Origin of the sequence: Ehrlichia ruminantium str. Welgevonden (genome assembly GCF_000026005.1) — a bacterium.
GTDB lineage: Bacteria > Pseudomonadota > Alphaproteobacteria > Rickettsiales > Anaplasmataceae > Ehrlichia > Ehrlichia ruminantium.
The window spans coordinates 1,494,415-1,516,355 of record NC_005295.2 but is presented as its reverse complement, the minus strand read 5'-3'; the positions used below and the strand labels follow the sequence as shown (position 1 = coordinate 1,516,355).

General features: G+C 26.6%; 17 protein-coding genes. 5 read left to right on the top strand and 12 right to left on the bottom strand.

Annotated features, from left to right (window positions below; all coding sequences use genetic code 11):
• The first annotated feature begins 128 nt into the window (after positions 1-128).
• From ERUM_RS04805 to tsaE, 3 genes are all read left to right on the top strand, one after another.
• Complete coding sequence (locus ERUM_RS04805; RefSeq protein ID WP_231837220.1) at positions 129-1,256, top strand: hypothetical protein; 1,128 nt, start codon at positions 129-131, stop codon at positions 1,254-1,256.
• A gap of 104 nt (positions 1,257-1,360) precedes the next feature.
• Positions 1,361-2,065, top strand: a complete 705-nt coding sequence (locus ERUM_RS04800) for a Bax inhibitor-1/YccA family protein (protein WP_011155570.1) — start codon at positions 1,361-1,363, stop codon at positions 2,063-2,065.
• Between the two features lie 45 nt (positions 2,066-2,110).
• Positions 2,111-2,563 (top strand): tRNA (adenosine(37)-N6)-threonylcarbamoyltransferase complex ATPase subunit type 1 TsaE, encoded by a 453-nt coding sequence (gene tsaE, locus ERUM_RS04795; protein WP_011155569.1) that lies wholly within the window; start codon positions 2,111-2,113, stop codon positions 2,561-2,563.
• A 1,471-nt stretch (positions 2,564-4,034) separates the two neighbouring features.
• Here tsaE and infC read toward each other — a convergent pair.
• The gene (gene infC / locus ERUM_RS04790; RefSeq protein ID WP_011155568.1) at positions 4,035-4,556 is read right to left on the bottom strand and encodes a translation initiation factor IF-3; all 522 of its coding nucleotides are present in this window, start codon (positions 4,554-4,556) and stop codon (positions 4,035-4,037) included.
• A gap of 26 nt (positions 4,557-4,582) precedes the next feature.
• Positions 4,583-6,484: a threonine--tRNA ligase gene (thrS, locus tag ERUM_RS04785; RefSeq protein WP_011155567.1), complete on the bottom strand. Its 1,902-nt coding sequence runs from the start codon at positions 6,482-6,484 to the stop codon at positions 4,583-4,585.
• Positions 6,485-6,757: 273 nt separating this feature from the next.
• Between thrS and ERUM_RS04780 the strand changes: the two genes are divergently transcribed.
• Positions 6,758-7,258, top strand: a complete 501-nt coding sequence (locus ERUM_RS04780) for a CinA family protein (protein WP_011155566.1) — start codon at positions 6,758-6,760, stop codon at positions 7,256-7,258.
• Between the two features lie 1,010 nt (positions 7,259-8,268).
• On the opposite strand, the gene rplS is transcribed toward ERUM_RS04780, so the two are convergent.
• The 8 genes from rplS to ftsZ all read right to left on the bottom strand — a co-directional run bounded on the left by rplS (position 8,269) and on the right by ftsZ (position 14,239).
• A complete protein-coding gene (gene rplS / locus ERUM_RS04775; protein ID WP_011155565.1) occupies positions 8,269-8,646 on the bottom strand; it encodes a 50S ribosomal protein L19 in 378 nt (125 codons plus the stop codon).
• A complete protein-coding gene (gene trmD / locus ERUM_RS04770; protein WP_011155564.1) occupies positions 8,639-9,346 on the bottom strand; it encodes a tRNA (guanosine(37)-N1)-methyltransferase TrmD in 708 nt (235 codons plus the stop codon). Before trmD ends, rplS begins: the two co-directional genes overlap by 8 nt.
• On the bottom strand, positions 9,336-9,854 hold the full coding sequence (rimM, locus tag ERUM_RS04765; protein WP_011155563.1) for a ribosome maturation factor RimM: 519 nt from the start codon (positions 9,852-9,854) through the stop codon (positions 9,336-9,338). The genes trmD and rimM overlap by 11 nt, the downstream gene beginning before the upstream one ends.
• 356 nt (positions 9,855-10,210) lie before the next feature.
• Positions 10,211-11,080 (bottom strand): ParB/RepB/Spo0J family partition protein, encoded by an 870-nt coding sequence (locus ERUM_RS04760; protein WP_011155562.1) that lies wholly within the window; start codon positions 11,078-11,080, stop codon positions 10,211-10,213.
• Between the two features lie 10 nt (positions 11,081-11,090).
• Entirely contained in the window at positions 11,091-11,858 is a 768-nt protein-coding gene (locus ERUM_RS04755; protein ID WP_011155561.1) for a ParA family protein, read from the bottom strand.
• Between the two features lie 228 nt (positions 11,859-12,086).
• Positions 12,087-12,560, bottom strand: a complete 474-nt coding sequence (ybeY, locus tag ERUM_RS04750) for an rRNA maturation RNase YbeY (RefSeq protein WP_011155560.1) — start codon at positions 12,558-12,560, stop codon at positions 12,087-12,089.
• Positions 12,557-12,964 carry an EVE domain-containing protein gene (locus tag ERUM_RS04745; protein WP_011155559.1) on the bottom strand — a complete coding sequence of 136 codons (408 nt, stop codon included), beginning with the start codon at positions 12,962-12,964 and terminating at the stop codon, positions 12,557-12,559. Before ERUM_RS04745 ends, ybeY begins: the two co-directional genes overlap by 4 nt.
• Before the next feature lie 6 nt (positions 12,965-12,970).
• Positions 12,971-14,239 carry a cell division protein FtsZ gene (ftsZ, locus tag ERUM_RS04740; protein ID WP_011155558.1) on the bottom strand — a complete coding sequence of 423 codons (1,269 nt, stop codon included), beginning with the start codon at positions 14,237-14,239 and terminating at the stop codon, positions 12,971-12,973.
• A gap of 1,548 nt (positions 14,240-15,787) precedes the next feature.
• Here ftsZ and ERUM_RS04735 point away from each other — a divergent pair.
• A complete protein-coding gene (locus ERUM_RS04735; protein ID WP_231837219.1) occupies positions 15,788-16,198 on the top strand; it encodes a hypothetical protein in 411 nt (136 codons plus the stop codon).
• 1,219 nt (positions 16,199-17,417) lie between these two features.
• Here the strand turns inward: ERUM_RS04735 and secA are convergent.
• On the bottom strand, positions 17,418-20,030 hold the full coding sequence (gene secA / locus ERUM_RS04730; RefSeq protein WP_011155556.1) for a preprotein translocase subunit SecA: 2,613 nt from the start codon (positions 20,028-20,030) through the stop codon (positions 17,418-17,420).
• Positions 20,031-20,354: 324 nt separating this feature from the next.
• Positions 20,355-20,888, bottom strand: coding sequence for a hypothetical protein (locus ERUM_RS04725; RefSeq protein WP_011155555.1), 534 nt, complete (start codon positions 20,886-20,888; stop codon positions 20,355-20,357).
• Positions 20,889-21,941: the final 1,053 nt, after the last annotated feature.

Genomic DNA, 21,941 nt, shown 5'->3' with positions numbered 1-21,941 from the left:
TTTTTTTATAAAACCTTAAAGTTAAATTGCATTTTATGTGTAATTGTGATATAATACGCAAAAATAGGATATATACCTGTTTTTTTTTTAAGTCCATGTTTTTTTATATTAATAAAGAGGTAGTGGATATGGGAAAATTACAGTCAGATAAGCTACCAGAAGATGGAAAGTGTATAGAGTCTCAAGGTAAAGTTGTTAAAGGTGTGGAAGAAGATGTATTAAAGCACATCAGCAGTGTAAGTCATATCCTGCTAAAGGAACACCTTAAAGCTAGTTTATTGAAAATAGATAATCAGGATCTTGTAAGAAAAAGAGTAGTTCTTATAGCATCAGTACTTGGATTTATAACATTTACTGCTTTTGCTATTTTACAGTCAAATATTATACCTTTTTCTAATAAAAATCAAATAACATTATTTTCTAATGTATTTGATTTTTTAGCTTTAGCTGTGGGCTTAATGTTTGTTCTTGCAGCATTATATAATGTCTTTTACTTAGAGAAACAAAGAAGGAAAATAGAGGCTCAGTTAAAGGTCTTAGAAGGGGAAAATACAATTGAAAGTTCTAAGGCTAGTAAGATTGCAGATTTTTGTAATAAGCATGCTAACAAGGTTGATTTGTTAGGTAGTATATTTACTACTACTATGCAAACAATTGTAATATTTTGCTTAACAACTACAACTATTTTTCAAATTAGTCAATATCCTGCTGATTGTGTATTTAATGTACAGGGTATAGTTGATACTACTGGAAATATACTTTTTGTAATAGCTGCAGGAATGTTTTTATTATCTTACTGTATTCAACAGTATAAAAATAAGGATAAGTCTGGTTATAAACATAATAGGCAATCAACATTTATTATTAGTGCTATATTTGCTTCAATGTTACTAGTTTGTGCAGGAAAAATAATGTTTTCTTTTGAAGCAACATGTGGTGCAATTTATACAGGACACCCTGGGCTTTTTGGAGATGTATTACCATTAGCTTTAATTATTCGTAGCCTTGGTATGGCTTTGTTTTGTGTTGCATATGGGCTTATGTTATATAATAGTACAAATGCTAATAAACAACTGAAAGAAGAAGTTGACAGAGGTTTACTTAGTAAGAGCTTAGCAGCTATTGATGATTCTGTATTATATAATGTTTCAAGTGTTGATGAGGGACAAAAGGCAAAAGTTTGTCCTCTTCCTACAATTTTAGAGGAATCTTTTTCTGAACTTATGGATGAATCACGTAAGCTAATTGCTATGTAAGTATTTTATTAGTTTAATGTCAAATAAATGCTAAATTTATGTTGATGTTTTTATAGTTTTTTGGTATAATACACGAGTTTTATTGTATTCTTAAGTGGAGTTTTATGGACAATTACAGTAGTGTACGTTTTCAAAGTGATTACTATAGTGTAGGACTTAGGAATTATTTGATGAAAGTATATAATTATATGGCTATGGCTTTAGGTTTAACAGGCTTGGTTGCATTTTTTGTATCTTCGTCTAGTTATGCTGTTAATATTATATATAATACTCCATTGCATTGGGTAATAATGTTTTCTCCAATAGTACTTGTTTTTTTAATGTCATATAAGTTGAGTACTTTTAGTTTTCAAACTGTCCTAGTAGTATTTTTTAGTTTTGCTGCTTTGATGGGGGCATCTATATCTTCCATATTTTTGATATATACGGCTGCTAGTATTACAAAAGTATTTTTTATTTCTTCATCTATGTTTGGTGCTATGGCGTGGTATGGTAATGTTACGAAGAAGGATTTATCTCAGTTTCAGTCATTTTTGATTATGGGTATTATAGGGGTAATTATTGCTTCTTTAGTTAATTTATTTTTGCATAATGGTCCATTAGATTTTGCTATTTCCTTTATTGCTGTTATTTTGTTTACTGGTATGACTGCTTGTGATGCTCAAAGAATAAAGGATATGTATTATAGATTTAATGATGGTAATAGTGTATCTCTTAATAAGATGGCTGTATTGGGTGCAACTACCTTATACTTTAATTACATTAATATCTTTCTAAGCTTACTAAACTTGCAAGGTGAGCGTAGGTAATTGTTTCTGAAGAAAATAGAATATCTTTTATGGTTATAGAAAATCTTGTTTAATTACGAGTGTGCTGATTTACTCTTTTTAGGTAAGTTGGCTAGTATTCTAGCATTTAATTTAAGGACTGGTGATTCTATCTCTTTAAGCGGTGATTTAGGTGTAGGTAAAACATCTTTTGTTAAATTGCTAGTTAATACACTTATTCCTTCTGAAGATGTTAGTAGTCCTACATTTAATATCGTTAATGAATATCACTTTAGTAAGTTTACGATTTATCATATAGATCTTTACAGGATTAATTCTTTGTCTGAAATATACGATATAGGAATAGATACTATTTTTGATAATGATGTGGGAATTGTAGAATGGCCTGATTTGTTAAGTGATATAGTGAATTTTAATTTAAGGATAAATATACAATATTCCATTAAGGATGGACTACGCAATATCAGTATCTCTACTGATGATGACTTTTGGTATAATATTTTAAAGAGTGTTATTTAGCCTGTATTTAATTTACAGAATAACTACAATAAGATATTGGTATGTTATTATGAAAACTTAATGGTATATGTATTATATTAGTATGATATATTGTATATCATGATGAATTATCTATTATACAAACGTTATATAAAATTAGTAATATGTGGTATGTTTTTGTTATCACAATAATTACTTTATAATACTTCAGAATATAAGGTTGTATTTTATAAAGGATCTTTAAAAAAAATTATAAGTTAAACTTTGTTGATGTTTGTAAGAATTTCAGTAACTTTTAAATAAATTGTAATTATATAGTTGGATATGGAATATTAAATAATGTATTTATTTTTGTAATTTTATAATTATCTAATGATAGTACCATGATTAATAGTTATTTTTTTTAGTGAATGGTAAAATACTACTTGCATAAATATTAGTAGTTTGTATTGTACGGTGTTTTTTATTATTGTATTAACAATAGTGTCGTAACATAACTAGTAATATTGTACTAAAATAGTAACATTTATGGATGTAGTTATGTTAAGTGAGTTATGAGTACTTTATATTGACTAAAATTATTGTGCTATTGAATGTTAGCTTAATAATGTGGTTTTGTATTACTTATGTATCCTTTATATATAAGTAATGTATACAGTAATGCTTATTATAGTGATAATGTTGGATATCAGTAATAAATATTACATATCAAGTATTTATTATAAGAGAGCTGCTTTTTTATTATTAATTCTTTTTATAAATAAGTTTAGAAGGTCTTTTTATTATAAATTTTGTTGTATATTTGATATCTTTATCATAAGGGTACTGCATTTATTATTTTATTTGTAGTTTTTTTGCAATTCTATGTGTGGAATGTTTTTTATTTAGTATAAAAAGCTTATATAAAACAATAAAGTTGTATGTTTTTCATAAAATTAGTTCTACGTTTTTTATAGTAATTCTAGATGGATACTATTGTACATGTTAGTACTAGAATACAATGTATTAATGTATAGTAATGTGGTGTTGTGTAAATAGCTAAATAAGAATTATAAAATACATTTAATGTGTATTAGGTGTGAAATATATTATGAAACTGTATGTGTTATATATGGTTTTGTTATGTACTTGTCTTGTATGTAGATAATATTAGGTATAATTTTTTGAGAAAAGATAGAAGATAACTCTGTTTGTGCAGGGATGTTTTAGAAATTCTTTTACATATTTTCTATTCATCAATGTATCTTACTACTTAGCTACACTTTATAATATGAGAAGAAATATACCTATAAGTTTTATATGATATATATAGGAATAGTATTTAGTAAAAACACTACAGCTATCAAAACTATAACTATCTATAGAGTTTTTACTAATAATGCATTGTATAAACATAGTTATTTAGTTAATAAAACTTATTTTTATATCAACATAAACAACAAGTATAAATATTAACTCACTGTATAGTAACTATAAAGTTAATATGTATGTGCTATTTTGTAGTTAATATCATATTTATTAAATTTCCCTCTCGTTTTGGTAGATTTTCTGGTTTTGCAATGTCACTTGTGTCTTTTATTAATCTTTCTATAATTTCCATACCAACTTCTGGATGAAGTATTTCTCTTCCTATAAATTTTAAGGATATTTTTACTTTATCACCTCTTTCTATAAATCCGCGTATCATGTTTAGTTTCACATTGTAATCATTGTCTCCGATATTAAGCTTAAACTTAAGTTCTTTGACAATAATGGTCTTTTGTTTCTTTTTTGAATCACTTATTTTTTTCTTGTGACTATATCTATACTTGCTATAGTCGAATATCTTACATAATGGATATTCATCATCATGTACTATTTCAACTAAATCCAGATTTACAGATCTAGCTCTGGATAATGCTTCCTCAATATCTACAACTCCGACCATGACACTGTCTTGATCAACAAGCTTTACTTTTTTTGCTGTTATCATTTCGTTAATTTTATTTTTATTGGAAAATTTGTTTGACTTCAAATTTTATACTCCTGGTTAGAAAATTACTAGATGCTAGCACAACTTAGTAATGTTTTCAATGCTTTATCACTCGACATTATATGCTGATCTTTAGATTCTAAGTAGCGAATAGATACAGATTCTGTTTCAATTTCTTTCTTTCCAATTATCCATAATACTGGTATCTTTTTTGATATGTGACTGCGTATTTTATAATTAATTTTTTCATTTGTAATATCAACTTCAGCCCTTATGTTTTGTTTCATAGCTTTATGTTTTAGTGATATTGCATAGTCAATAGCGTCTTCAGTGATGGTTAATATTGATAGTTGTACAGGCGCTAACCATATAGGTAATTTACCTGAATGGTGTTCAATTAAAATTCCTATAAATCTTTCAATAGTGCCTAAGATAGCACGATGCAGCATTATTGGGTGATGTTTTTTTCCATCACTTCCTGTATAATAAGCACCTAATCTTTCAGGTAAGACAAAGTCCATCTGTAAGGTTCCACACTGCCATTCTCTACCAATAGCATCTTTTAGTGTGAATTCTAATTTTGGTCCATAAAATGCTCCATCTCCAGGGTTTAAAACATAGTTTAAGTTTGCTGCTTTAACAGAGGCTTTTAGTGCTTCTTCAGCTTTATCCCATATTTTATCGCTGCCAGCTCTTTTTTCTGGACGGTCTGAAAATTTTACTAAGATGTCCTTAAAACCAAAAACTTCATATACTTCCATTAGTAAATTACAGAATTTTAGTGCTTCTTCTATAATTTGGTCTTCTGTACAAAAGATATGTGCATCATCTTGGGTGAAACTGCGTACTCTCATTAATCCATGTAATGCTCCAGATGATTCATATCTATGACATGTTCCAAATTCTGCCATTCTCAGTGGTAAATCTTTGTAACTTCTAATTTTGGAGTTAAATATTTGTACATGGCATGGACAATTCATTGGTTTTATTGCGACAACTTTATTATCAATTTCACTTAAGAACATGTGTTCACGGAATTTGTCCCAATGTCCAGATTGTTCCCATAGAGTTTTACTTAATAGATACGGGGTTTTAACTTCTATATAGCCGTTGTTTTCTAATTTTTTTCTTATGTAATTCTCTATAATACGATAAATTATCAATCCTTTTTCATGCCAAAATATTTGACCTAATGCTTCATTTTGAATATGAAATAATTCTAATTCTTTCCCAATTTTTCTGTGGTCTCTTTTTTCTACTTCAATTAAGTTATTTAAATATAATTTGAGTTCTTCTTCAGTACGCCATGCTGTACCATAAATTCTTTGCAGTTGAGCATTATTTGTATTACCTTCCCAGTATGACCCAGATACTTTTGTTAGTTTAAAAGCTTTTGATATTTTTGTTGATGGAGCATGAGGTCCACGACATAAATCAATAAAACTTCCTTGTTTATATACAGTAATGTTTTCATGAATTGGGATTTTAGCTATTATTTTGACTTTGTAATCTTCTCCTTTATTAGAAAAAAATCTTATAGCTTCTTCTCTAGTCCATACTTCACGTATGAAGCTTTCATTTTTTTTTATTATTTCTCTCATTTTTTCTTCTATTTTTTCTAGTTCATTACTAGAAAAAATGTGGTCTGTTGAAAAATCGTAGTAGAAACCGTCTTTGATAGTTGGTCCAACAACTGTTTTTACTTCAGGAAACATTTCTTTTATAGCTTGTGCCATAATATGAGCAGTGTCGTGTCGTATAATGTCAAGTCCTTCATCACTATCTAATGTTATAACTTCAAATTTACAATCTTCTGTAATTTCTGTAGATAGGTCTAATGACTTGTCATTGATTTTTATAGCTATTGCTTTGTTTAATAATTCTGGAAATAAATGTGTTATTATATCTGATCCTTTAATTCCAGGAAGAAATTGTTTACAGGAATTGTCACTAAAATAAACATTTATCATTTTTTATGTTCCATAGTTATTTTGAGAGTAGCTTCTATTATATATGGTTTTGTTATATGTGTAACATTTTATATGTAGGAATTGTTAAAAAAAAAAGTTGTACCACCTTCTAATATTTTTCATTTTGTATTTGTATATCATATGTTTTTTACTATCTATTATATATTAGGATATTTATGTTATTACGTGTTATGCTTTTCTATCTTGGTAGTAGTTGTTTTTACTGTATAATTCTTTTAGTTAATTCTATAAATTGATAAATCTTAATGTATTATGATGATAAAAAATGAAGTATTAGAAAAAGCTAAAATTTGTGTCACTGGTTTAATAGATAATAATTTAAAAGTAATTATTACTGAGTCATGTACAGCTGGTTTAATGTCATTTGTAATTTCTTGTATTCCTGGAGCATCTAAAGTGTTAAGTTGTAGTTTTGTTGTGTATTCAAATTATGCTAAATCTAAAATTCTTGGTATAAATATGGATATGATTGATAAGTATGGAGCTGTAAGTCCAGAAGTATCTCTTTTAATGGCAACTTGTGCTTTAAAAGCTTCGGAAGCTGATATATCGATTTCTATTACAGGATTTGCAGGACCTAGTAATAATATTTGTGAAAAAGTTGGATTGGTATATATAGGTTATGCTATTTCTGAACTGGAAAGTGAATATAAAAAATGCTATTTTCAGAATATGAATAGATATGAAATACAGATGTCATCAGTAGATTTTGCTTTGGATTTTCTCTTATATAAAATAAGGCAATTAAAGTAGGCATATTTTAACAAAAACTGTATTTATTTTATACAATATAATGTTTTTTATAGAAGGGGAATAAGGACTTTAGTACGTTTATAGGTAGTTTTGCTACAGTATTAATAACCTTTAATATGTATTAATTTGTAGAAAAATTTAAAAGAGTTCTGATTATTTACGGAAAAGTGTGAATTTATATATCTTAGTGGTAGTGTATTTATGCTTGTTATGATGTATTAAATAGCTAAAAATATAATTATTGAATGATGTTTTACTAATGGGATAGTGTATATACTTTTATTAGTAGGCATAATAAATGCAGGAGTAATGTATTGTAGCTTTATAGATAAATGAGTAAATAGTTCTTGTATTATAGTTTTTTTATGGTGGTAAATATAAATTGAAGTGAGTAATATCATAAAAATTTGTAAGTTATAGAGTAAATATATATAGGAATTATTGTATAAAGTTTTACTGTAGTTGTAGTAAAGTAAAGACTAGGGTAAGTTATGTCGTAAATATTGTAAGTATAAATTAGTAGGGAGTTTAATATTAATTATTTATTATTACTACAATAAAATTATGTATAGTAACTTTTTTATAATACAATTTATCAATAAACTTGCTATATTTATGGTTCTCTTGTTTAGCTTGGTATTATACTTAGAACAACCAAAATCAAATATAGTAAACTAAGTAAAATATTGCAATTATATAATAAAACGAGTGTATACATATTTTGATATGTAGCATTGTTGTAGTAAATGATGAAAACTTAGGTAAATATGAAAAATCATAACTACTATAATCTATAAGCTTAGTATGTTGCTATAATTTATTGATTAAAAGTAACATAAGAACTATATGACAGATTTTTGGATAGTTACCTTAATGATATGTGTAAAATTTAAATAAATAATAACAATAAATCTTTACTTAATACATCTAAACTACTACATAAAAAACATTAAATGAACTATAAAAAAACTAACTGAGAGAAAATATAGTTTGATTATACACAAAGGAAATTAAGATGACTTTTTTGATCTGTCAATTCGCTCTTTAATTCTTGCAGATTTACCAAATAAACTAAGCATATAATAAAGTTTTGCTCTGCGAACTTTACCAAACTTTACTACTTCTATGGATTCTATAGTAGGGGAATATAAAAATACTTGTAACTGTATACTCTCATTATAACTTATTTTTCTTAATGTAAATGAAGAATGTAATCCATTATTTCTTCTCTTTATACACACTCCTTCAAATGTTTGAATACGTTCACCAGCACTGTCAAATATTTTCATAGTTACTCTTAGCGTATCACCTGACTTAAACTTTGGTATTTCTCTATTGGATAATAACTTAATTTGTTGCTCGTTAAACTCTTTGAGTAAGTTACTCATATATATCTCCATCCGCAGTATTAGTTAATTCAGGACGCCTTTGCTTTGTAATACGATAAGATTGCTGAGTCTTCCAAAGATTTATTTTTTTATGATTTCCAGATACTAATACACTTGGAACCTCTAGGCCCCTCCAGTTTGCTGGACGTGTATACTGAGAGTACTCAAGACCATAACTTGCAGTAAAACTTTCATCACGTATACTATCAACATTACTTACTACCCCAGGTATAAGCCTAACACAAGTTTCTATAAGAACCATAGAAGCAACTTCCCCACCTGATAATATGTAATCTCCAATGCTTATCTCATAAAAATCATAAAAGTCTAAGACTCTTCTATCTATTCCCTCAAAGCGACCACATAGTATAGTTATATTAGAAAAATGTGCTAATTGTCCAGAAATATCTTGATTTAATTTTACTCCGCTAGGAGACATATATATTAATTTTGTCTCTTTATTTGTACTTAATACATTATCTATTGCTGAACCTATAACATCTGCTTTCATTATCATTCCAGGACCACCGCCGTAAGGTTTATCATCTACAGTTTTATGTTTATCTGTTGCAAATGATCTAATGTCAATGACATTTAGGTTCCAAATACCTTTATTTAAGGCTTTACCTATGACTGAGTAACCCAATGTCCCTGGGAACATTTCTGGGAATATAGTTAATATATTAACGTTAAATACCACTATTGCTCCCTATAATTTCTGGTAATTTTAATATTACATATCTTTCTTTAGTGTTTATATGTGTGAATATATCTTTTGAGAATGGTAACATAGTACTTTTTTTTGAGTTATATAATAGTATTTCTATAATGTCGCATGACCCAAAATTATAAATTTTTTTTATAGTTCCAAAAATATTATTGTCTTCTAAAATTACTTGTAATCCTACTAAATCACTATGATAAAACTCATTTTCAATTAAGTTGGGTAATTTAGTTTTTTCTATAAATAGCTTTTTATTTCTTAATAGTTCTGCGTTGGTTCTTGATGTTATATTGTTAATTTTTGCTATTATTGTATTTTTTGATACTACCTGTATTATATTGATTTCATATGTAGTTATGCCATCTGTGAGTTTTCCGTAAGAAGTAAAATTTTGTGGATTTTCTGTAAAAGTTTTTATTTTTACATGTCCTTTTATTCCATGAGGTGATGTTATTATACCCAGGCAGATAAAATCACTATTCATTTTGTAGTTTAGCTAATTGTAAATTCTAATATTATACACCAATACTTCTTTTTTATAAATACTACTGTAAGTTGATTTGTATAATATTGGTATATGATTTTATAACAATTACTTTGTGTTTTTACTAAGAAAAGAATAGGATTTGTAATGTTGTTATGTGGAAAACACTATAACTTATCATCAGTAATTGTAGTGTTATGATGTGTTATATAACTAAGTAATTCTTTTTTTATAATACATTGTAATTGTATTTAGTTTTGGTAATACCAGTATGGTGTTTATCTTTAGATATCTCGTTAAAAATGTATTGGTAATATTTATTTTATGGTATGCAAGAGTATTATAAATATGTAAGTTTATGTTAAGGATATTTTTAGCTTTTCTAGTATGGAATTAAGTTGTTGAGAATTCTTATATTTTATAATGATGTTTCCTTTATTATTTAAACCGTTTATTTTAACATCTAGATTTAGTGTTTGTGATAATGATTGTTCTAACTTTTTTAAGTTTGTATCTGTTTGTTTTTCTTCAGCCTTTTTTGATTTTTGTAATTTCTTAACTAGTAATTCTGTTTGTCTTACGTTCAAATTTGAATCAATGATTTTTTGTGCAATTTCTTCTGCATTTTCTGTATTTATTAGTGCTCTAGCATGTCCAAACGATATTGTTTTATCATTTACCATTGATTTAATAGATTGTGGAAGTAATAATATTCGTATCATGTTTGTGATATAACTACGACTTTTTCCTAAAATAGAAGCTAAGTCTTCATGTGTATAAGAAAAAGTGTCAATAAGTTTTTTATATGCTTCAGCTTCCTCTATTGGTGTTAAATTCTGTCTTTGTATATTTTCTATGATTGATAACTCAAAACATTGACTATCAGTTACTTCTTTTACAATTACAGGTACTGATTTTAATTTTGCTAAAATGCTAGCTCTCCATCTTCTTTCTCCTGCTATTATTTCGTAACTAGTTTTGTGTGGATTTTTTCTTACTACTATGGGCTGTATTATACCGTGTTTAGCTATAGATTCTGCTAGTTCTTTAAGAGATTCTTTTTCAAAAATTTTTCTGGGTTGTGATGTACTAGGATTAAGTAGATTTATCGGCATTGTAATATAATTGTTAGGATTTACATTGCTACTAGTAGCATTATTACTGTTATCATCTATTGTGCTGTTTCCTATCAGTTCAAAAATACCTTTTCCTAGTCGTTTTGTCATTTTGAGATACCTAATTTTGTTGTCTTTTTAGTATTTCTTTTGCTAAGTAGATATATGCTTGTGAACCTGCACATTTAAAGTCGTAAATAATAGCAGGTTTTCCATGAGATGGTGCTTCAGATAATCTTACGTTTCTAGGTATAACTGTTTTATATACAGATTCTTTTAAATATTTTCTTATATCTTCTTCTACTTGTTCACTAAGCTTGTTTCTTTTATCGTACATAGTTAGAATAATTCCTTCAATTGATAATGATGGGTTTAGATGCTTCTTTATTAATTCTATTGTTTTTATTAAATGACTTAGTCCTTCTAGAGCAAAAAACTCACATTGTAAAGGAATTATAACTGCGTTTGCAGCTATTAGTGCATTTACTGTTAGTAATCCTAAAGATGGTGGACAATCAATAAAAATGTAATCATATGATGTCTTTATTTCTGATAAGGAATTTTTTAACACAAATTCTCTTTTTTGTACTTGTGTTAATTCTACTTCAGCTGCAGATAAATCTACTGTTGATGGTAGTAAATCTAAGTTTGGTATCTCAGTTTTTATTATAGCTGATGATGTGGGTATATTATTGATTAATACCTCATAAACTGTGTTAGTTCTTTGTTGGTAAGTTATACCAAAGCCAGTACTACTATTACCTTGAGGATCTAAATCTATTAGTAGTGTTTTTTTGTTTACAATAGCAAAAGCTGTAGCTAAGTTTATACTGGTGGTGGTTTTTCCAACACCTCCTTTTTGATTGACTATTCCAAAAACCTTACTCATAGAAATAATATACATTTTATAGAATTATATATAAGATAAAAATTGTGTCACTGAATTTTTTATTTATAAAAAGATATGCAACAGTATTTGTTTATCGAGAAAAATTAATGATTTGATTAAATAGGTTAGTATAAAATATAGTTCTAAAAAGGATAAAATTTGATTTCAAGTAGTGTTAGAAGCTTTTTTTAATACTTAGGTAATTATAATAAATAATACATTTTTTGTTTATGGGTATATAGTTTCACGTGAAACGTAAGGGTTTCTTATACCTAGTTTATCTAATAATTTTATTTCTATGGATTCCATTATATATTGCATTAATGGCTCTTCATGATTGTAATCTAGAATGTGTAATAACCCGTGGATAAGCATGTGGCATGTGTGATGTTCTATCGGTATATTAAGATCAATAGATTCTTGTATCAACGTATCTAATGAAAGAAATATTTCTCCTAAATTACATTTTTTGTTTAGTTTATCATATGGGAATGATAGTACATTTGTTGGTTTATTTTTATTCCTATACTCATAGTTTAATTTTTGTAAAAGTATGTTATTTGCTAATACTATGGAAATTATAGGTTTATATTCATAGATATTTAAGTTTATCAATGAGGATTTAATAACATTTTTGACGAAGATTTTTGGTTTTTTTATTGTACTATACCATTTTTTATAATAAACATTTATCTCAATCACAAAGAAGTCTCACTTATTTCTAATATGGAATTCCATTCTTTTTCTGTTATTGGAGAAACTGATAGTCTTGGTTGTCTTAACATAATAAGATTTTTCAAATTGGTTTCAAGTTTTATATCTTTTAAATGCACTGCTTTTTTTAATTTTGTATGTATTTTTACATCCACTACACCAAATTTATCATTTTTATTAAAACAGTAAAATTCTTTATATATAGATACAATACCTATGATACTTTTTTCTATTCCAGAATGGTAAAAAAAAGCAAGGTCATTAGATTTCATTAATCTTAAGTAACCTTGTGCTTGATAGTTGAGAACATTATCCCATACAGTAATGTTACTACGTACCATATCACTCCAAGAAAAATCTTGTGGTTCTGTTTTTAAAAGCCAATAAGACATTGGAAATTATTTTTTTCTCAGAAAAGTTGGTATGTTAAAGGAATCTTCATCCCAATAGTCATTACGGTTAGGATATACTTTTTTATGTTCTGAATTAGGAATTGTATTAGATTTGTGATTATCCGTTTTGTAATGACTATGTCTCTTATTATGATTCATAGAGTTAAAATTATCCTCTCCTGGATCATTTGGTTTATAATAAGCAATCTCATTATCTGAATGGTTAAAGTTCTTATTTGATACTTCAGAAAAATTTATGCTATGATCTTCTCTATCTTTGTTCATACTTTTATTCTGTATTACTACTTCCTCATTATCTATTCCTGTTGCTAGAACAGATACTCTCATTTTTCCTTCACTTTCTTTGTCAAATGTTGAACCAAATATTATATTAGCATGACTGTCTACTTCTTCTCTTATGCGATTTGCAGCTGCATCCACTTCAAATAAAGTCATATCTAATCCACCAGTTATGTTGATTAGTATCCCTTTAGCTCCTTTCATTGAAACATTATCTAATAAAGGATTAGATATCGCAGCCTCAGCTGCTAATATAGCTCTATTTTCTCCTTCTGCTTCTCCTGTGCCCATCATTGCTTTGCCCATTTCGCTCATTATTGCTCTAATATCTGCAAAGTCTAAATTAATTAATCCTGGCATTATCATTAAATCAGTAATACCACGTACACCTGTATGTAATACGGTATCTGCAAGTTTAAATGCATCAGCAAAAGTTGTTTTTTCATTTGCAATTCTAAATAAATTTTGATTAGGAATTACTATTAAAGTATCAACATACCTCTGTAACTCTTCTAGACCATACTCAGCAGTTCTCATTCTATGTGCTCCTTCAAAATGAAAGGGCTTAGTAACAACTCCTACAGTTAGAATTTTATTTTCTTTTGCAGCTTTTGCAATTACAGGGGCTGCACCTGTTCCTGTTCCACCACCCATTCCAGCAGTTATAAACAGCATATTACTATCTACTATTTCTTCTATAATTTCATTAATTGATTCTTCAGCTGCACCTTTACCAATTTCTGGTAGTGATCCTGCTCCCAATCCTTTTGTTAGTCCAATTCCTAGTTGGATTTTTTTTTCTGACAGAGAGTTTTCTAATGCTTGAGCATCTGTATTTGCTACAACAAAATTAACTCCATGTAAATTAGACTGTATCATATTATTGACAGCATTACCACCTGCACCACCTACACCAAAAACTGTTATTCTTGGTCTTAATAGAGATTGATCTGGTAAATAAATATTTAAAGACATATTGAATACGTAATAAAGATAAGCTAATATACTACGCCAATAAAATAATGCAAATAATTTGATTAATAATAGAACAAGTTACATCAGTATTTTAACTAAATATACATATTATAACTAGCATCAATTATTAATTTTACACTAATAAAAGTAAAACAATAATCCTTTTATGTTTTCTTATATTTAAAATTGATTTTGCATTATTAGTATTAAAAAAATAAATATAAATGTTTTTTCTCTGTAATTTTAGGAAAAATAAGTGATGTTAAATTTTACAGTTGATATGTAATATAAGTTTTATCTATATATTAGATTATCTATAAAAGATTATAAAACCATTTGTAATATTTTGATTTCTAATCGTGAGATTGTTCTTTAATAATATGTTTTTATAATTTTGGGGTGCATAGAAATATCAAGCGTTATATTTTTGTATATCTTAGTTGTAAGGTAAAAATTATATGAAGTTTTTATGTTAGATGTAGTAAAAATACTATTAATTAATACTTTATTGTATAGCTTAAGCTTCTCAAGAATGAGATATGGTTAAAAATATATAATAAGTCAATATATTAGTGTGTGTAAGTATAATAAATCTACAATTCATATTTATGTGAGTTTATAACCTTATGATCGAATTATAATTTTAAAGATAACGTAGACTTAAATTATTTAATTACTTATATAGAACATAATGATAATAACTTAATGTGTTTGAGTTACCTTGGTTTATATTATAATCAGTAACTAGCTTTTTATATTAACCCATCTGGTATTTGTGTAAAAGCATTATAAGCTATAGCATTGTGAATGATTGTTTTATAGTTTTTGTTAATATCCTATTTCTTAACTACTGTGACAACGTTTGATATTAATAGATCTAATAAAAAATATAGTATAGTGAATGAATATTTAATATATGTTCTGTAATTTTGGTGTTCGTAGGTGAATATTAGTATAAATTTAGATTATGTTTGTAAATTATATGATCAAACTAAGTAATTTTTAAGTTCAGTGAGTGATATTGAAATACTACAAAATAAAAAGTGCTTTATTATGATTTGAATCAAAAGGCAGTGTAAATATTTGTAATATTTATTAATGTGAAGTACTTAGATAAATATTAAAAAATATAGAATAATATAAACATAGTATTAATACTTATATTGATATTGTTGATATTATTGTTTTATATTTAAAAAGATAAAAAGTTTATGTTGTATTTTTCTTTCCTATTCAAAGTGAGATGTAAAAATTTAAGCTCTATTTAATGTGTGATACATTAGGCATATATATTGTGTATGGTTTTTACTTAACTTGATTGATATTAAGTTGGTTTTTAGTACTAAGTATAGTGTGTGTATAGTTTTGTTCATAAATTAATGTAAAAGATTGTAATAATATAGGTATGGACCTATAGAATTGGTTTACTGCCATATTTTAATTTATGATAGATTTACTATATTTAGGTTAAAAAAATAATTTTTTTGCATAAAATTTTTAATAAGTTATTATATGTATATATAATTTATGTTAATAACATGGTTTTTTATGACATACGATATTGATTTTTTGATAGAAAAGAGTAGTGGTTTTGATGTTTATTCTGGTGAGATGCACTTGAATCCAGCTGGGAGTGAGTATTATATGAGTGGATCTGTTACTAATCAACATACAGGAGATGTTGGGGAACTAGGTTTAAAATATAATAATATTACTGTTGATAATAACTCTGTAAAATGCAATATTGATATTGCTCTTCAATGTTACCATTCCAGTGATAAAATGTATGAAAGTGCATTTTTTAATAAAGATTTTAAAATATCAAATCTAGATAGAGGTAATGTGATGTTAATTGATGATGATTACTCATTACCACAAAAACTACCAGGAGAAGTTAAAGTTGAGACTAAGCAAAATCATGTTATAATGCTTGTGCGTTCAAGTGAAATGTATGCGTAGTAGTTCCTACTTGACAGTTAACTGTTTTATGATAATAAGCTTATGTTGTCAATTTGATATATGTTTCAAATATAACTATAAAATTCATTTTGGTGATAAGTAGATATTTAATATTGCCTTTTATATAAGTTAATAATGTTGTTATTTTATAGCATTTAAGGTATATGTTATGGTATATGGTCCATCCTTATACCATAACGTATTTTTTAATTTTTATGATTGACAGTTAAGCATGGTAATTTGTTTTTTTATTATTATGTTTTTTGTATATAGCCTAGCTTAAGCTTAATTATAAGAAATTTATTTGTAATCATTATTACCTTTTTGTTTTATATTGATAATGCATAATTACTGTTCCTTATTTTTTAATGATATTAGTATGTGTTATCTATATACTTGAAGGTTTATAATTCTAGTGTAGTTTTTTGATAGAATGTAAGTATTATCTTTTAAAGTTATTTTTGTTAGTTAATATAAAAGATATATAATATTGTTTTTATTGTATTTATGATACATATCTTATATAGCATGTATTATGTACTTTAATAATGTTATATCTGTATTTATTATGTGAATATTTGTATTATTAATAATTTTTGTGGTATTGTTTTAGGTTTCTATTTTAATAGTACTTATAATTTTTTATCATTGTTGATAATTAGTATTGATTACTTATTAACTAATAATCCAGATTGAATGATACTAACCTAATATTTAATTATAGAAAATAAGTGAGTATTTATATATGTAACTTACATTTCTGTGGTATGAGAAAGCAGTGTACTTTTACAAAAGTTAGGTTATGAGTATCAAAGAGATATATTAAATGCTTTACTGTATCGAGTAATGTTCTATTCATGTTTTTTATATAAGAATTTATTTATGTTAAATATTAAGTAAAATATACTGACATTTTTTGTAGATTATCATGATTTAATATACTATTACATATACTAAAGAACTGTAGTGCTTAATATAATATATAAAAATAAGGTAGTTGAAGAAGTTATGTCTAATAAAAAATGATTATGTTTCATGTGAAACATAAAGAAAGCATATTGAAGTAATTATGGAAATTATAACATCATTTTTATAAGATAATGACAACATACTAATATTCTTATGTAAGGTTATGCAATTAGTAAATATTGATTTTATTATTACAATAGTAGCATTGAGATTTTGTATAATACTTTTTATAGATCTTATTTATTTTTAATTAAATATTTTCTCCATGGCAGTGTTTATATTTTTTTCCTGATCCACAAGGGCATTTTTCATTTCTTGATATCTTGATGGAATTAATATCTTGTGAGCTTTGTAAATTATTTAGTTCCTTGCTGTAACTATGAAATATGTTATCAGATTTTAAGTGAGCTAATCTTTGTATTATTAGTTCATAAAAATTGCTCATCATACTTTCAAGCATAGAAAATGCCTCAGACTTAAATTCATTTAATGGATCTTTCTGTGCTATTGATCTTAAATTTATTCCACATTTTAAGCTATCTAATGCAGCAAGGTGTTCTCTCCACAAGTAATCTAGTGACATTATCATTACTTTTTTTGTAAGATTATCCCATAAGTCTTTTTCTTTACTTGTAAATTCTGCTATTTTCTTATTGAAAAATTCATCGGTGATGTTGTTTATATGTTCTATCAGTTTGTTTTTACTTTCAAGTTCACTGATCGTGTTGTAATCTAGTGTAATGCTGTATATTCTTGTGATCTCTGATGATATTAACTTGTAAGTCTCATCATCTAAGTTGTAATATTTATCATGTATAATATTATTTACTATATCACTATTGATATCTCTATATATTAAAGAAATATTATAAGAATCATTGTCTAAAATACGATTTCTTTGGTCAAAAACAACCTTTCTTTGTTCATTTATTACATTATCGAATTTTAGTAATGATTTTCTAATATCATAGTTTCTTAATTCAACTTTGTGTTGTGCTTTTTCAATAGCTCTACTTATCCAGGTATGTTGTATTGCTTCACCTTTTTTCATGCCTAATTTTTTTAACATACCTTTTATTTTATCTGATCCAAATATTCTTAATAGATCATCTTCTAATGATAGAAAAAATTTTGATAGTCCTGGATCTCCTTGTCTTCCTGAACGTCCTCTTAATTGATTATCAATTCTTCTACTTTCATGACGTTCTGTACCAATTACACATAATCCTCCAGCTTGTATAGCTATTTCTTTATCTTTATTTACTTTTTCTACTAGTTGTTTATATTTTATACTTATTATTTCTTTATCTAAAATATTGGCAAGTGTTGTTTTTGCTAACATTTTTAGGTTACCACCAAGTTGTATATCTGTGCCTCTACCTGCCATGTTTGTAGCAATTGTTATGGTTCCTGGTATACCTGCTTGTGCTATTATATATGCTTCTTGTTCATGATAACGTGCATTTAATACTGAATGTTTTAGCTTATTTTTTGTAAGTAACTTTGATAGTATTTCTGATTTTTCAATACTTATTGTTCCTACTAATACAGGTTGTAACTTTTTATGACATTCAGAAATAAATTTTATAATTGCATCAAACTTTTCTTCTTCTGTACAGTATATATCATCATTTAAATCAATTCTTTGAACTGGAGTATTTGTTGGAATCTGTACGACTTGTAAGTTATATATCCCTAAAAGTTCTTCAGATTCAGTTTCTGCTGTACCAGTCATTCCAGATAGTTTCTTATACATACGGAAGTAGTTTTGAAAAGTGATGGAAGCTAAAGTTTGATTTTCATTGTTTACATTTAATTTTTCTTTTGCCTCAATAGCCTGGTGTAATCCATCTGAGTATCTTCTGCCGTCCATCATACGACCTGTAAACTCGTCTATAATTATTATGTTGCCATCTTTTATTATATAATCCTTATCTAGAGAAAATATTTTATGTGCACGTAACGCTTGGGTTATGTAGTGCATAATTATCATATTATCAATATCATATAATGAGGTGTTAGAAGAAATTAATTTATGTTGAATTAATAGGTTTTCAATTTTTGTTATACCGCATTCTGTTAAAAATATGTTTCTGTGCTTTTCCTCTAACTCATAGTCCTCTTCACTGAGCTCATATATTAATTTATCTATTTTATTATACATCTTTATATCTTGGTCTACTTGCCCAGATATGATTAAAGGAGTTCTTGCTTCATCTATTAGAATTAAATCTACTTCATCAACTATGGCATAATTGAAACCTCTCTGTACCATCTCATTTCTTGAGAATTTCATGTTATCACGTAGGTAATCAAAACCTAAATTATTGTTAGTTGAGTACACTATATCACAGTTATAAGCCTTTTTTCTATCTAAGTCATTTGTGTCACTGAGTATGCATCCAACAGTTATTCCTAAAGAATTGTATAATTCTCCCATCCAATCAGCATCACGTTTTGCTAAATAATCATTTACTGTTACTACATGTACTCCTTTGCCTTCTAAGGCATTTAAATATGCAGCTAGTGTTGCTACTAAGGTTTTTCCTTCACCTGTCTTCATTTCTGATATCATTCCTTTATGTAGTACTATACCACCTATAAGCTGAACATCGAAATGTCTCATATTAAGTATACGTTTTGATGCTTCTCTTACTACAGCAAAGGCAGGTACTAATATGTCATCTAAGGTTTTTCCATTGTTTAGTTGTTCTTTAAATTCTATAGTTTTATTTTTTAAGGACTCATCAGAAAGAATTTGAAATTCATGCTCTATTGCATTAATCTGGTTAACTATTTTATACAATGACTTTACTAATCTAGTATTTGTTGAGCCAAAGATTCTTTGTGCAATATTTAGCATATGTGTTGATACAATGTTTAATTTGTTAGGTTGTGAATTATATGATTAAAAACATAAAAATACAATAAAATTAGCAAATAGCAGATGTTAGCTCATTTGTTATTATTTACGATATATAAAGGAATTATAAATTTAAATCAGCGGAATACAGTACTAAATATTTGGAAAAATATTTTGTACATGTATCAAAAAGTCATAACAAAACTAAAGATATGACAAGATGAAAAATATAAATAATAAAAAAAGGACACAATAAAGTAGATATTGAAATCTACTTTATTGTGTTTAACAATCATGAAAAAATTACTTATTCTAGCTATGTTGTTATTCTGCGTCTTGCACTTCTTGTGGTTGTACTTCTTGCACTTCTTGTGGTTGTACTTCTTGTGCTTCTTGTGGTTGTACTTCTTGCGCTTCTTGTGGTTGTACTTCTTGTGCTTCTTGTGGTTGTACTTCTTGTGCTTCTTGTGGTTGTATTTCTGCTGCTTCTTGTTCTTCCTCTTGTACTTTTTGTACATTTTGTTCTTCTGATTTATGGAATGATATTGTTATATCATGACCGTTAAAAACAAGATCTCCTTCTTTATTTACAGATTCTACATATCCACTGTGCTCACCTACTTCAGGTAATCCTGGGCTGAGTGCATGTTGTGTAAATTCATAGCATAAAATAGGTGTTTCATCATCATCTTCACTAAAATCTAAATGTCCTGTAAAATGACCAAGGGTACCTACACCATGATCTAAGTGAAGATCAGTATTAAAATTACCATCACTGTCTACGGTAATTTTTCCTACATAATGCATTGGATTGCCATTAATTGTAATATTAACGTCGAATTCACCAAAAATAGTCATAATGACTTACCTAAATTTATTAATACTAGGATTATATGATGATTAATATTGAAAAACAATATATTTTAGTTTCTTAATGGTAATAAATTCCTTTATATAAGATATTTGTATCTTAAAAGCGTATATATTAATATATATGTATAATATAATGGATATTAATACATATATGTTTATGAATAATCTAAAAAATTTACTTATGTGTTTGATATTTAATATTATATTAATTAAATAATTATGATATTTATATAATAATTTGTATTTTTAACTAATAACTTTTATGATAACAACTTTATATTACTTAATGATTAGCATCTATAATTATTGTTATGGATACTTTCTATAAGTATGATGTTATGAGTAATAGTATTAAAAACTATGAATGACATAATTGATAAAAAGTTATATTACAAGATATTAGCTGAGAAAAGTTGAATTTGCTGTTATAATAATAAAAAGTAGTTAGTTAGATAATAATTTTAATTAAAAACTCGTAACAGAGATCTTTCTAGTCTAATAATAAGCTTACTATCTTTAAGTATTATAAATTTTCTATCAGATTAAGGTAGAATTTATCCTAATAAGTAGGGCACATACATATTTTTTATACAATAGTAAGATTTTTTCAAATATAAGAATAGATTAATAAACTTTATAAAAAATACTCCTGAGATATTGTTTGCGATCACATTTCATACATTAAAAAATATTCTAAAGAAACTAAAACTATTTTAAAAGAGCATATGAATTAATAGTGGTATCATTTTAAATTGCTACTTATTACATATCTCTATACTACATAAATTTTATTATACTTAGAAGATATGTAAACCAGTTGTAATACATTATATAACAACCTCATTAAAATATATTTCACAACAAAAACATTAGCGATAATAGACCTTCATAATGTTACAATAGCAAAAAAGCAACTTAATTAAGATATAAAATCTATAGAACCAAATAAATCATACCCGTGTTTAAAATACAGACTTACATTTTTATAACATATAACATAACAACTACTAATACTAAAGATATGTTAAATAAAATGTG